Annotated in this window: 16 protein-coding genes and 2 tRNA genes; 10 read left to right on the forward strand and 8 right to left on the reverse strand. The window is 36.5% G+C overall.

Features of this window, described 5'->3' with window-relative positions; genetic code table 11:
• The first annotated feature begins 43 nt into the window (after positions 1-43).
• Positions 44-2488, forward strand: a complete 2445-nt coding sequence (locus tag V5M36_RS15020) for an AAA family ATPase (protein ID WP_338560456.1) — start codon at positions 44-46, stop codon at positions 2486-2488.
• Between the two features lie 49 nt (positions 2489-2537).
• Here V5M36_RS15020 and guaA read toward each other — a convergent pair whose 3' ends face one another.
• Positions 2538-4106 (reverse strand): glutamine-hydrolyzing GMP synthase, encoded by a 1569-nt coding sequence (gene guaA, locus V5M36_RS15025; RefSeq protein ID WP_338560458.1) that lies wholly within the window; start codon positions 4104-4106, stop codon positions 2538-2540.
• Positions 4107-4279: 173 nt separating this feature from the next.
• On the reverse strand, positions 4280-4696 hold the full coding sequence (locus V5M36_RS15030; RefSeq protein ID WP_338560460.1) for a DoxX family protein: 417 nt from the start codon (positions 4694-4696) through the stop codon (positions 4280-4282).
• Between the two features lie 215 nt (positions 4697-4911).
• On the opposite strand from V5M36_RS15030, the gene V5M36_RS15035 reads away from it, so the two are divergent.
• A complete protein-coding gene (locus tag V5M36_RS15035) occupies positions 4912-5559 on the forward strand; it encodes a DedA family protein (protein ID WP_338560462.1) in 648 nt (215 codons plus the stop codon).
• Between the two features lie 88 nt (positions 5560-5647).
• On the opposite strand, the gene V5M36_RS15040 is transcribed toward V5M36_RS15035, so the two are convergent.
• From V5M36_RS15040 to V5M36_RS15060, 5 genes are all read right to left on the reverse strand, one after another.
• Positions 5648-6238: a LysE family translocator gene (locus V5M36_RS15040; protein WP_338564260.1), complete on the reverse strand. Its 591-nt coding sequence runs from the start codon at positions 6236-6238 to the stop codon at positions 5648-5650.
• 200 nt (positions 6239-6438) lie between these two features.
• The gene (locus V5M36_RS15045) at positions 6439-6840 is read right to left on the reverse strand and encodes a hypothetical protein (RefSeq protein ID WP_445206337.1); all 402 of its coding nucleotides are present in this window, start codon (positions 6838-6840) and stop codon (positions 6439-6441) included.
• A 22-nt stretch (positions 6841-6862) separates the two neighbouring features.
• On the reverse strand, positions 6863-7696 hold the full coding sequence (locus V5M36_RS15050) for a ParA family protein (RefSeq protein WP_338560466.1): 834 nt from the start codon (positions 7694-7696) through the stop codon (positions 6863-6865).
• A gap of 87 nt (positions 7697-7783) precedes the next feature.
• On the reverse strand, positions 7784-8176 hold the full coding sequence (locus V5M36_RS15055) for a SirB2 family protein (protein ID WP_338560468.1): 393 nt from the start codon (positions 8174-8176) through the stop codon (positions 7784-7786).
• Positions 8177-8185: 9 nt separating this feature from the next.
• On the reverse strand, positions 8186-8494 hold the full coding sequence (locus tag V5M36_RS15060) for a BolA family protein (protein ID WP_338560470.1): 309 nt from the start codon (positions 8492-8494) through the stop codon (positions 8186-8188).
• 222 nt (positions 8495-8716) lie between these two features.
• Between V5M36_RS15060 and V5M36_RS15065 the strand changes: the two genes are divergently transcribed.
• Positions 8717-8792 (forward strand) — tRNA-Gly (locus V5M36_RS15065).
• Between the two features lie 37 nt (positions 8793-8829).
• Positions 8830-8905: transfer RNA gene (locus tag V5M36_RS15070), tRNA-Gly, on the forward strand.
• A 391-nt stretch (positions 8906-9296) separates the two neighbouring features.
• Here the strand turns inward: V5M36_RS15070 and V5M36_RS15075 are convergent.
• Positions 9297-9515 carry a helix-turn-helix domain-containing protein gene (locus tag V5M36_RS15075; protein ID WP_004668076.1) on the reverse strand — a complete coding sequence of 73 codons (219 nt, stop codon included), beginning with the start codon at positions 9513-9515 and terminating at the stop codon, positions 9297-9299.
• Between the two features lie 110 nt (positions 9516-9625).
• Here V5M36_RS15075 and V5M36_RS15080 point away from each other — a divergent pair, with 110 nt between their 5' ends.
• The 6 genes from V5M36_RS15080 to V5M36_RS15105 all read left to right on the forward strand — a co-directional run bounded on the left by V5M36_RS15080 (position 9626) and on the right by V5M36_RS15105 (position 14070).
• Entirely contained in the window at positions 9626-9841 is a 216-nt protein-coding gene (locus tag V5M36_RS15080; protein WP_001054887.1) for a hypothetical protein, read from the forward strand.
• 14 nt (positions 9842-9855) lie between these two features.
• Complete coding sequence (locus V5M36_RS15085; RefSeq protein WP_338560473.1) at positions 9856-11040, forward strand: tyrosine-type recombinase/integrase; 1185 nt, start codon at positions 9856-9858, stop codon at positions 11038-11040.
• The gene (locus V5M36_RS15090) at positions 11030-11278 is read left to right on the forward strand and encodes a hypothetical protein (protein WP_004732689.1); all 249 of its coding nucleotides are present in this window, start codon (positions 11030-11032) and stop codon (positions 11276-11278) included. Before V5M36_RS15085 ends, V5M36_RS15090 begins: the two co-directional genes overlap by 11 nt.
• A gap of 68 nt (positions 11279-11346) precedes the next feature.
• Positions 11347-11889, forward strand: a complete 543-nt coding sequence (locus V5M36_RS15095) for a DUF1376 domain-containing protein (protein WP_191112471.1) — start codon at positions 11347-11349, stop codon at positions 11887-11889.
• A 10-nt stretch (positions 11890-11899) separates the two neighbouring features.
• Positions 11900-12646: an ATP-binding protein gene (locus V5M36_RS15100; protein WP_338560477.1), complete on the forward strand. Its 747-nt coding sequence runs from the start codon at positions 11900-11902 to the stop codon at positions 12644-12646.
• 323 nt (positions 12647-12969) lie between these two features.
• Positions 12970-14070, forward strand: a complete 1101-nt coding sequence (locus tag V5M36_RS15105; RefSeq protein WP_004668067.1) for a cysteine desulfurase family protein — start codon at positions 12970-12972, stop codon at positions 14068-14070.
• The last annotated feature ends 1 nt before the right edge of the window (position 14071 follow it).

Below are 14071 nucleotides of genomic sequence, written 5' to 3' on the forward strand. Positions count from 1 at the left end.
ATTGAAAAAAATTAATACTTTAAATATTTTTTAGGGGAAAGAAATGAAAATAAGATGTTTTACAAAAATTGATAACTTTTCAATTTTTAAAAATTTTGATTGGGCACAAAATCTTGGGATTGGAAATAATCAAACTTATGACTTTAAAGATATTAATATCTTTTACGGTCGGAATTACTCAGGAAAAACGAGCCTCTCAAAAATTGTAAGATCTTTAGAGAAAAAAGCTATACCTCCAAAATATGATAATCCCAACTTTAAAATTGAATTAGTTGATGAAACTACAACATCACAAATCACCCAATCTAATTTATCTACCTTTACTTACCCGATCCATGTTTATAACTCGGATTTCGTAAAAGAAAATCTAAAATTCATTCATGATGAAAATGCAAATATTGAATCTTTCTCGGTGACATTAGGTGGCGACAATCAACAGATTTTAGACCGTATCCAAGAGTTGAGAAATGAGTTAGGTTCAGATGAAGAAAATACTAGATCAGGAGTTTATCTAAATATTCATAATAAAAATAATGAAGTGAAAAATGCTATAGAAAATCATGGCTCTAAGACACGTAATTTGGAAAAGTTACTTACTGATAAAGCAACTCGTGGCTCAGAATCGATAAAATATCAACATAACCTTTTTGGTGAGATTAATTACAATATAACAAAGCTTAACAGCGACATCACTGAGGTTCAAACATCTAATTTTCAAGTTTTAACTGATGATCAAAAAACAGTAAAACTAGCGTTAGTAAAACAAACTGAATTACCCTCTCCGCCTGACATACCTAAATACACTTTAAACTTTTCTTCACTAGTTCAAGCAACAAATGAGACTTTAACGACCGTTGTTAATCTTAGTGGAAAAATTGAAGAATTAACAAGTAACCCTACACTAAACTCATGGGTACAAACAGGACATCAACTCCACCATGATCGGGACACTTGCGCATTTTGTAGTAACAAAATTTCAGAAGAAAGAGAACAAACTCTTAAACAACATTTCAATCAAGAATTCCAACTGCTTCAAAGCAGAATATCAAGAGGTATTCAGCTTTTAGATAATGATTTAGAGAGTGAAATATTAAAATTCACTTTAGAGGTTAATCCCTATTATCAACAGTATCACTCTCAGCTCTCAGCATTAAACTCAAATCTAGATTTTAAATTTAGAAAGCAAAAAGCATCGCTTAAACAACTAAAAGTAACACTCGAGCAGAAACATAAGAACCCTTTTATAGAACTAGGATTTATAAACCCACAAGATTATTCCCTAGAAATCACAACTATTCTTGAGCAAATTTCTGATATTAGAGATGAGTGTATTCAATTAAATAGTGACTTAAAAAATAAACAAGATGAAGCTAAAAATACTTTACGTCTAAATCATGTTTATGATTTCTTAAAAGTTAATAATTACTCCCAGTTCACTACTGATATAGAGGAGGCTGTCAAAGCTATTGCCCCATTAAAAACCGAGCTTGAAACGTTTACAGATCGAAAAGATAGAATTTTGTCAGAAATTGAAACTGAAAGAGCTAAATTAAAATCTGAAGGTGAAGCTTGTAGACGCATTAATGAAATTTTACAGCATGATTTTGGTCATCAGCATTTGAGTCTTGAGCCTATCGAAACTGCTAGGACAAATGGTCAATCCATAAAATTTGAGATACAACGCCTTAAAAATGGTGTTAAAACAAAAGCTCATAATTTAAGTGAGGGTGAATGTAGCTTGATTTCTTTTTGCTATTTCTTAGCAAAAGTCCAAGAATCTTTAAATAATGCTGAACAACCTATTATTTGGATAGATGACCCAATTTGTAGTTTGGATAGTAATCATATTTTCTTTATTTATAGTCTAATCAATGAAAAAATTTGCTTACAAGGAAAATACTCACAACTATTTATTAGCACACATAATCTCGATTTCCTTAAATATTTGAAAAGATTAAATACTAAAGTTATCAGAAGTGATAAAAATAAAGAATTACAAGTCAACAAATTTCTTATATCTAGAGAGGAAGAATTTTCTAAAATTACTCAGATGCCTAAATACCTTAGTGAATATTCAACAGAATTTAATTACTTATTTAAGCAAATTCATACATGCGCTAGTACAAATATTCTGACTGATGATAATCACTCTATGTTCTATAATTTCAGTAATAATGCTCGAAAGTTTATAGAAATATACTCTTTCTTTAAATTTCCTAATTATTTCAAATATGAAGACGAAAGACTAAAAATTTTTTGGAATGATGAGATTTATCGCTTATTTATAGGACGCGTAAATAATGAATATTCTCATTGTGCAGGCGTTTTAGAACGAGGTATGTCACTAATGGATGTACCTGAAATGAATCGAGTAGCCAAAGCAATTATTCATAAGGTAAGGGAAGACACTCAACAATATTCAGCTTTATTAGAAAGTATTAATGTTATTGATGATCCATTAAGCCGAATTGAATCACCAGCAGCTTAAATAAAAAAGGACGCTTAAGCGTCCTTTTTTAATAATTTTCTTTAGAAAATTATTCCCATTCAATCGTAGCCGGTGGCTTAGATGAAACATCATAAACAACACGTGAAACATCAGCAATTTCATTCATGATACGCGTTGAAATCTTATCAACCAAATCATAAGGAAGATGCGCAAAACGCGCTGTCATAAAGTCAACAGTCTCAACCGCACGCAGTGCAATCACCCATGCATAACGACGACCATCACCCACCACACCCACAGATTTAACAGGTTGGAATACAGCAAAGGCTTGCGCAGTTTTGTCATACCAACCACTTGCACGCAGCTCTTGCATGAAAATGTCATCTGCAAGACGAAGAATATCTGCATATTCTTTTTTCACTTCACCCAAAATTCGCACGCCCAAACCTGGACCTGGGAATGGATGACGATAAAGCATTTCGAAAGGTAAACCTAAAGTGGTACCTAAACGACGTACTTCGTCTTTAAACAAATCACGAATTGGCTCAACCAATTCAAATGCTAAATCTTCTGGTAAACCGCCCACATTGTGATGCGATTTGATCACGTGTGCTTTACCATTTTTCGTCGCAGCAGATTCAATCACGTCTGGATAAATCGTACCTTGAGCAAGGAAATTCACGCCATCAAGCTTACGTGCTTCTTCAGCAAATACGTTGATGAACTCACGACCAATGATTTTACGTTTTTTCTCAGGATCAACTTCGCCTTTAAGCGCAGTTAAGAAACGCTCTTCAGCATCGGCACGAATTACGCGGATACCCATGTTTTTAGCAAACATGTCCATCACTTGCTCGCCTTCGTTTAAACGAAGTAAGCCGTTATCTACAAATACACATGTCAATTGATCGCCAATCGCACGGTGTAAAAGTGCAGCCACAACAGATGAATCAACACCACCTGAAAGACCTAATAATACTTTTTGATCGCCAATTTGCGCACGTAATTGTTCAACACGTAAATCGATGATATTTTCAGAATTCCACAGGTTACGACAGCCACAAACACCGTGAACGAAGTTTGACAGTAATTCAGCACCCTTAGCCGTATGCGTTACTTCTGGGTGGAACTGGATACCGTAGAAACGACGCGCTTCATCAGACACCATTGCAAAAGGACAGCTAGGTGTACTCGCAGTGACTTGGAAGCCTGTCGGAAGAGCCGTCACTTTGTCGCCATGACTCATCCAAACTTTTAATTGGTCCTTCGTATCTTCAAGATCACCGATCAATTTATCGCGAACTTGAATATCAACTTCTGCATAACCAAACTCATGTACAGTACCCGGCTCTACTTTTCCGCCAAGTTGTTGTGACATGGTTTGTAGACCATAGCAGATACCCAGAACAGGTACGCCTAAGTTGAACACAACTTCAGGGGCACGTGGACTACCAGCTTCATAAACACTTTCTGGACCACCTGAAAGGATAATCCCGTTTGGGTTAAATGCACGAATGTCTTCTTCCGACATATCATATGCGTACATTTCTGAATAAACACCAGCTTCACGTACACGGCGTGCAATCAGCTGGCTATATTGAGAACCGAAATCCAAAATCAGGATGCGGTCTTCAGTAATTTGGGTATTGGTAGTCATGGCAAACAACTATGTAGGCAACGAATATAAGCGCGCTATTCTAACATTTTTCCAACCATTAATCACATGTGATTCCATAACGATATTTTTTTAATGTCACTACGCTTTTTAAGCATAAAAAAAGCTGACTTAAATAGAGTCAGCTTTTTTAAAATTATTGACCACGCTAAATTTTATTTTTCAATCACATGATCAATGCTTATTCTCCCTGCACCATGCAACATTAAGAAAAATAAGCCACCAGACATGGCGATATTTTTCATTAAATTTACAGCATCATCAGCGCCTGTATGGAAAATAAAACCTGTAAGTAAACTAAATATTGCTAAACCAAAGGCAGCAAAACGTGCTTGAAATCCGAAAAGTAAAGCCAAGCCTCCACCTAATTCAACTAAAATTGTTATGGGTAACATTATACCTGGAACACCCATAGACTCCATATAACCCACCGTAGCTTGATACGCAGCAATCTTACCCCATCCTGCTACAATAAAAATATACGCCATTAAAATACGAGCAATGAGGCTAATCACGGCATCTGCCTGAGTTTGATTTACGATGTTTTTAACGACTATATTCGGATTGAACATTTAGATACCTGTATTTTTATTTAAAATTTATGTTTAGAGAATAGTGGTCTTTATTATTCTAATAAATATCTAAATAACACACCCTGTGTTGCAAATTTGCAATGATAAAGCCAAACAGTAGACATTAATCGTTATTAAATTTAACTCATTTTATTACTGACATTGCGGGGTAGGACTGCTAGGATTTCTGCACACTTTAGTACAGTTTTTGCCTCATGGAATTGATCGATTTTATTTTACACGTAGATGACCATCTACTTGAATTTATAACAAATTATGGTATTTGGATTTACGGGATTCTCTTCCTGATTATTTTTGTAGAAACGGGCTTAGTGGTTATGCCTTTTTTACCGGGCGATAGTCTGCTTTTTGCTGCTGGTGCATTGGCTGCATCTACTGGTGCTATGGATCCATGGGTCTTAGGAGTACTGTTGTTTATCGCAGCCGTGTTGGGCGATACATTGAACTACCATATTGGAAAATATATTGGCCCGCGCGTTTTTGACATCGAATCACGTTTTATTAATAAAAAGCATTTGGTACATACACAGCAGTTTTTTGATAAGCATGGTGGTAAAACCATTATTTTTGCACGCTTTATCCCTTTTGCACGCACTTTTGCCCCTTTCGTTGCGGGTGCAGGCAGCATGAATTACAAATTCTTCCTGACCTATAATGTGATTGGTGCATTCTGCTGGATTTCGTCGTTTATTACTTTAGGCTATCTATTTGGCAATATGCCGATCGTGAAAGATAATTTCACTTACCTGATCTTCGGTATTATTATTCTAAGTATCTTGCCTGGTGTAATTGGCTTTATTCGCCATAAATTTTTCTCAAAGGAAAAACCAAATACGCTTTAAGCGCTATCGTAATTTACGGCGAAGAAGAATCAATGTGGTTCAACAAATGTGGCTCGACAAACGTGGTTCAATAATTGTAGTAAAGCGTTTAAAAGAAGCCAATAAATACAGGTAACATGCTTAATAACAACAACATTGCCGATCCTTTATAAACACGTTCGGCAGTGATTTTTGTTAAATTCCCCGCCAATACTTTGCGTCCAAAATAAATCCAAAACAATGCACATGGAATCAAACACACCGTAAAAATACTCAATATAAACATATAGTTTTGAAATGAGTCCCAAGTCGATGCAGGGAAAATGCCGACTGCAAATAAAATAGACTTTGGGTTTTTAATCGTAGATTTAAACAAGTGACTGCGAGCAATACTCTTATTTTTTAAACTGTGCTGTTTTAAATGTGACGTTTTCCAAAGATGGAAAGCAAGCCAAATCACATAACCAGCACTGACAATATGTAAGATATGGATCAATAAAGGCCACGTTGGCATCGTCAAATGAATCAATAAAGACCATATGCTAATGCCATAGATATAGCCCAATAGTTCAACTGGCACCAAATAAAATGCTTTTAACATGCCTTGGTGATGCGCTGCGCTCGCCAAATATGCATTGGTCGGTCCTGGTATAAGAAGTACCGCAATCACTGCAAAAATAAAGAGCCAACTTTCAACCATATAAACATCAGCGTGGACTAAAGGACGCACACCTTAAACGAAAATCAGAAAATAAGACAAGTTTTAAATATGAACAAAATGTGAATTTTATGTCATAACAAGTAATTAAATTTATCTAAACACTTGTTTTAATGAAAATATTTTTTGAAACATTTTTCTAGAGGTTGCCAATTGTTTGGTGTGACAGACATCACATATTGTTATTTCTTTGTATTGTCTGCCCGCTTCGGTACATTTGGACAATTTTTAAATTGTGCCGCTTGTGACAACGCATCTTGCTGACCATAAAGACGTGATAGCTCAGTATTTTTCGTATCTGAAGACTGTCCCATATTCACCGAAACAGAAGGACCTATTCCCCAGCCACCACGGCCCCAACCACCGCCTAAGCCAAGACCAACGCCCATGCCTGTACGTTTAGGCGTTTGTACACCAGCATTAATATATTGTTGAATACGATTAAACTCGGCACCGATTTGAACACAGTTTAAAGCTTGATATTGCGTCGGAGAAACATAGGTCGGCTTAACTGTAGTTGCACACGCTGAAAGTAAACTTACACCTAGGGTCAGTATACTTAAGCGGGCTATTTTAGAAGACATGATAGACATAACTTTCTCAATTTTATTTGCGCTCAATCTCATTGAACAATGATTGATAGGCCTGCGTCAATTTATGATCTGTATTTAAATAGATCAGTGGCATATTTTTATGATGGGACTCTTTCATAATTACAGAAGGTGGCAACATACTGTCCAAGACAGGCAGTCTCTCATCTTTTAATTGTTGTACCACCTCTCTTGGTAATTTTGCTTGTGCTTGAAACTGATTCACCACAATGCCTTCAATTTCTAACTGATCATTGTGATCATCTTGCGTTTCAATAATATTTTCAATTAAGGTCTTTAAAGCACGCTGCGAAAACACATCACAATCAAAAGGAATAAGCACCTTATGGGCCGCGATCAGTGCTGACAAAGTGAAAAAGTTAAATGCAGGTGGCGTATCGATATAAATACGATCATACCGCTGTGAAAGACTTTGAATCGCATCACGGAGTTTATAAATTTTATATTTGGACTCTAAAGCATGTTCTAAAGCCCCTAAAGATGGACTTGCAGGTAGAACATCTAAATTTTGAAAGGGCGATGCATGTATGTATGCATCAAAACCTTTATTTTTAGATTTTAAAATAGAGCCTATCGCACTACCAATTAATCCTTTGCTCGTGTTCCCCAATACATCATCGTAGAAGTTTTCAATATTCGGTTCTAATGCCGTTTTATCCATTGAATAAGTGGCATCATCGCCCAATAAATACTGACTCGAATTGGCTTGAGGGTCTAAATCAATCACCAATGTCTTTAAGCCATGATGTGCACTCATCGCCGCCAAATTGACCGCAATACTGGATTTGCCTACGCCACCCTTCTGATTAAACACGACACGTATGATCATAAGTCCCTCTACCCTCTACATCGTTATTATTTACTTATATGCAGTATAAGCGAGACCACATATAAGCAGAATAATCATGTCTAACAATTAACCAAAAGCAGGTTTAATTATAATTAAACCAATAATGGCAATAAAAGAAACAACGGTAATAAAGAGGCCCGCTTTTCGTTGTGCCAACGGAATCGTATTGTCTTGTTTATAGGTTTTAATGACAGATGAAATAATCACAAAAAATAATACAACTTTGGCATAGAACCACGGTTGCACTTGAAAGTTGTTCAAGCTCAATAAAATAAGCCCAGTCACCAGCATCAAGCTAAAGGATAAATGTTGTAAACCGACATAAAGCTTACGTCTTTTCGGATTAGGCTGATCGTTTTGCACCCCAACGAATAATGTCGTCGCTCGAAGTAGCAATACGACAATGGCAAGTGAAACACTCGACATATGAATAATCTTGATCAGTAAATGTGTATCCATAACACTCTCTTAATTTTTTGGCGCATGCGCACATTCAGGGCTTGCAGGCACAGAACCTGTCCATTCCGTTTCAATATAAGCATGAATGGCTAAAGCATGGATCTTTCCTGAGCTTAGTAAGTCTCCGGCTGCGGCATATACTTTCTGATGACGCTGTACCAAACGTAAGCCATTAAATAAATCACTCACAATACTGACTTTAAAATGAGACTCTTTGCCTGGGAAGTAGCCGCCATGTCCTGCTGACTCATTGATGATTTCTAAATACAAGGGTGAAAGCTGTTGTAAACGCTCATGCAATTGTTGCTCTAAAGTCACAAGACCTCTCCCAAAAATCTAAATTTAACGTGTATTCAGTATACCTTGTTCTTATTTAAAGGTTATAACTTGTGTTTCTGTATTATTTTTACTCTTGAATAAGAGCTGTATAGCGCTATTTTGAGCAAATCCCACACAAAATGCTTTAATTTTATGCAATTGAACTGAGAATTTACATAAAGTGATTGACCGTATTTTTTCATGCTGTATTATACACGGCATGCGGGAATAGCTCAGTTGGTAGAGCATAACCTTGCCAAGGTTGGGGTCGAGAGTTCGAGTCTCTTTTCCCGCTCCAAATTTTTTAGTGAAAGTTTTCAAAAAACTGCTCAATTGCGGAAATAGCTCAGTTGGTAGAGCATAACCTTGCCAAGGTTGGGGTCGAGAGTTCGAGTCTCTTTTTCCGCTCCAAATTCAAAAAGCCCTTATCGAAAGATAGGGGCTTTTTTCTTGTTGATTTTTAAGATTATTTTCTCATAAAAATTAAAATTTCTAGCTTTATAAAAGTACTAAATATTTTAGATAAATGTTTTCATAAGTTGACTGCGTGACCAAAAGTGACCAAAACGTGCCCTAGCCCATAATATACAGATCTATAGATTCATTATTTTGATATTTATTTTATTAGTTTCATTATCAATAATCAGGATAGTAAACTTCAAGAAAAATGAACTCCCTTCTTTTTCTCTATTTTAGTATTTTTAACTTCATATATTCCCAAGGTGACCAAATTTGGTCACCAAAAAATATTAAATAAAACAAATATTTAAACTCTATAATTATAATTCAGACTTTATTTTTCTTAAAAATCTTGTTCATCATTTTGCTTAATTTTTAATAAATCCCCCACTTCAACATTCAGTAATACGCATAACTTTTCTATGGTTTCAAAATCTATTCGAGTTGATTGACCATTATATAACTTATGTAGTGTGGTCTTACTCATCCCTGTCTCTCTAGCAACATCTGCTACTTTCATTCTTCGTTCTGCCAAAAGAACTGGCAAGTTACAAACTATCATTAATTACCACCATTGTGTAATAAAGTACTTGTATGATGTGTTAAATGCATTTATTATCGCATTGTGATCTTAAATAACATCATTGTGATACTTCATAAAAGGATACAAATATGAATCTTACTTATATTACTACAAAAGAATTGGCTGAACGAATCCATTATAACGAACGTACCATCCGTAATCAGTTAAAGGATAGCGTTTTGATTGAAGGTATTCATTACATTCGCCCTTTTGGTGGTCGCAAAATTTTATATGTATGGGAACGCATTGAAGAAGATATGACTAAAACCACTTTAGGCTCGCTACACAGCCTACAACTTCAGTAAGGGGGAACATTATTATGGCTGCTATTCGTACTAGATACGGTAAATTATGTGTCGATTTTCGATACTTAAACATCCGTTGCCGTGAAACAACAGCTCTTGAAGACAATGCTCAAAATCGCAAAAAGCTTGAAAAAGCGATTGAACGAATGGAGGCAGAAATCTTATTGGGCATTTTTGACTATGCTAAATACTTTCCAAAAAGTTCTCGTTTGAAAGAAATCAAAAACGCAGAAAACAGAGTAAATGAAATCAGCTCAAAAACACCTCTATTTTCTAAGTTCTGTGAAATTTGGTTCACTGATAAAGAAATAGAGTGGCGTACAAGCTACAAGGGAAAAATTCAAATTGTGATCAAAAAGTACTTAATCCCTTTTTTTGGTACAATTCCGGTTATTACTATTAAAAAGTCAGACATTCTTGGATTCCGTTCATCCCTCGCCAAAGTGACTCACGGGAAAAACCAAGAATGCCTTTCACCATCAAGAATCAACCAGATTATGATAGCACTTCGTATGATACTCGATAGTGCTGCAGAACGATATGATTTCGACAGCCCTTACAAGAATATCAAGAACTTAAAGCAAGGAAAAATTGAAGTCACGCCTTTTTCATTAAAGGAAGTACATGCAATTTTGGCCACAGTTCGTGATGATTTTAAACCTTATTACACTATTCGATTTTTCACGGGTATGCGCACCAGTGAGATCGATGGATTGCAATGGAAAAATGTGGACTTGCAACGTCGGGAAATCCATATTCGTGAAGCCTTGGTGAATGGGGAGCTGGGTGGAACCAAAACCTATGGTTCTGACCGCACAATCCAGATGAGTGACCGGGTTTATCAAGCCTTTCTGCAACAGAAAAGCTTAAATAATGGTAAATCAGAGTTTGTATTCTGTAATCGTGACGGTGGACCTCTCGATTACCGTTTGGTGAATAAACGTGTCTGGCATCCGATCTTGCGGTTACTAGGATTAAAGCCTCGTCGTGCTTATCAAACACGCCATACCGCTGCAACATTATGGTTATCTGCAGGCGAGAACCCGGAATGGATCGCACGCCAGCTGGGACATTCAACCACTGAAATGCTGTTCCGGGTCTATAGCCGCTACATTCCGAATGTTACGCGTCGCGATGGTAGTGCTTTTGAAGCCATGCTGGAGAGACTGAATACAGAGGAGCTTGCCCATGAACAGTAAAGCTTTCTTTGGCGGCGTAGTCGTTAGCCTAGAAGCAGATATGGTCGCGCGTGAACTCATTCATGAGTTACACATTCCTAAACTGCACAATCTGGCCTTTTTGCTGGAAATCAATAAATGCTTCGATGATCACCAGGCTTTAAGGCTTTGGCTACAACGACTGCTGGATGATGGGCAAGCCCATTACGATGATTTAGCCCGCCAGGCCCGCATCCGGTTAATGAGCCTAGTTCCCTAATCAAACAAATATATAAGGTCATCTAATTGATGACCTTAGCCCTTCTATACCTATAAAAAGGTGAAAATATGCATAAAGATATTTCAATTTGGATGCCACTCTATATTGGCGACTTACAGGCAAAATTCGCACGAATGACTGCAGAACAAATTGGTGCAGCACTGCTGTTAATGATGGATTTCTGGAAAAATGGTGCTATTCCTCATGATCTAGCGACGGTCTGCAGCATCACGAAATTACCGCAGCAGACCAAGGCTAAAACTTTGTTGAATACGCTGATGTCATTGGAATTGTTTGAAATCGAATCTGAACAGATTCATTCAAATTTTTTAACCAGTTTAAAAAGTCAGGCTTTACAAAATCAGCAGATGAAATCTGATAAAGCTAAAAATGCAGCACAAGCACGCTGGAATAAATCCGCAAGTAATGCTCAAGCATCTAACAAGCAAGTGCAAAAAAATGCTCAAGCATCCTCTGAGGATACCCCGAGCATTGCTCCGACCAAGCTCAAGCAATGCCCTTCATCTTCATCTTCATCTTCATCTTCATCTTCATCTTCAAATTTTGAAGAAAAAAATGAGAATTTTTTAGAAAATTCAAAATGGATTTAGGAGAACTACCATGAATACTATGCTTAAAACGCTCCAGATTCACGCTGAAGCAACGGAAACGCTTTGTCCCACCCATCATATACCCCTGATGGAAATTGCCGGTCACAGACTCTGTAAATTGTGTGCAAAAGAAACCGTTCGTCATTCACATGTAGCCTATGAAGATGAATTGCAGCAGCGCTTACTGCAGCAGAAAATCAAGAACTCAGGACTTAATAAACGCTACCTGGACTGTGGCTTCAAAAATTATGTGATTGCATGTCCTGCACAAGACAATGCAATCAAGCTATGTCAGGCCTTTGCACAACAGATTATTTCCGACCTTCATCCGAACCTGCTGCTCATCGGTACACCGGGTACAGGAAAGACCCATCTGAGTGCATCAATCATTCGCAACATTCTGCATAACAGTACAAAAACTGCACGCTACTATACCAGTGCAGAAATTGCTCAAAAAATGATGGACACCTGGTCAGATACTTCACGCTCTGAAAAAGAATTAATCGACCATTTTTCCAGTTTTGATTTATTGGTGATTGATGAATATGGCCTGCATGACCGGCATGAGAAACGTCTGGAAATGGTACATAAGGTTTTATATAGTCGTTATGACAACATGAAATCCACACTACTGATTTCCAATTTCACATTACAGAATATGCAGCGGGATTTAGGAGTTCGGTTATGGTCGCGGTTACATGAAAACAATTTAATTGTAGTGCCGTGTTATTGGGATGATCAACGAATAACCGGATAAGAGAACCCTTTACTCAAGCCAATTATCTTACTGAGATAGTTGGCTTTTTAGTTACTGAGGTTCCCAGAATAATGACCTTTATTATGTAAACTATAGACAAAATATTTCCAGAAGAAGGGATGAAATCCTTTCATTTTTAAGTTGAAGCTCACAAAGTCCATTAAGAATTGCCTTTATTAATATAATTACTACCTAATGGCTAAACTATTAAAATAAAGCACAAGCGATTCAACGACATAATTTGACGTATATAGTGATTATTTTTTTGAAAACTAACACTTCCAGATGTATCATCAAAATATAATCGTAGATTTAAGTAGAAGATGGTTTATTTAGACTTTGCTGCTTCGACCCCTTTACTCCCTTCTGTTAAAACCGAATTATTTCGTTCTTTTCAGGAAGATTACTCAAATCCTTCTTCAGCTCATCAAATGGGCCGATCTTCTTCTGATAAAATAGAAATTGCCCGTGAAAAAATTGCGGAGTCGATTGGAGCATATAAAAGTGAAATCGTTTTTACGAGTGGAGCATCCGAATCAAATAATTTAGCAATCAAAGGTTATCTACTTGCTAACACAAAAGCAGGTAAGCATATTATAACAAGCACTATCGAACATAAGTGTGTCTTATCTATTTGTAATTTTTTAAAAAAAGAATTCGATTATGAAATTACTTATGTTGCACCACAAGCAAATGGGATTGTAAAAGCACAAGATATTATTTCACATATGCGTGAAGATACAGCACTTGTCAGCATTATGCATGTAAATAATGAACTAGGATCTATTCAACCTATCAAAGAAATTGGCGATGCTTGCTTCAAAAAAAATATCAAATTTCATGTTGATGCCGCGCAATCATATCTAAAAGTAAAAATTGATGTAGATGAATTAAATATTGATTTTCTTTCACTTTCTGCACATAAAATTTATGGTCCTAAAGGTATTGGGGCTTTATATATCAGAGATATACGCGAAACTAAACTCCACCCTATTATTCATGGTGCAGGTCAAGAATTTGGATTACGTGGAGGCACTCTTGCAACCCCCTTAATTCTTGCTTTTGCCACAGCGGCAACTGACGAGATGTTATCTCAACATCAAGGATATTTTGAGGACTTATCAAATTATTTAAAAGGAAAAATTTTAAATTTAGGATGGAAATTAAATACGCCTGTCGAAAATGCAATTCCACATATCATTAACTTCACGGTACCACATTTAGAAAGTCAATTATTTATCGCTAACTCAAAAATTCTTTGCTCAAATGGATCAGCCTGTTCATCACTCAATGTAGAAGTTTCTTATGTCCTGAAAGAAATAGGACTCTCTACAGAAGAAGGACTATCTACAATACGAGTTAGTTTAGGTTTCACGACTTCAAAAGAAGATATTGATAAACTTTTGAGACACTTAATACATTAAT

Source organism: Acinetobacter sp. KS-LM10 (genome assembly GCF_036896575.1).
Lineage (GTDB): Bacteria > Pseudomonadota > Gammaproteobacteria > Pseudomonadales > Moraxellaceae > Acinetobacter > Acinetobacter avistercoris.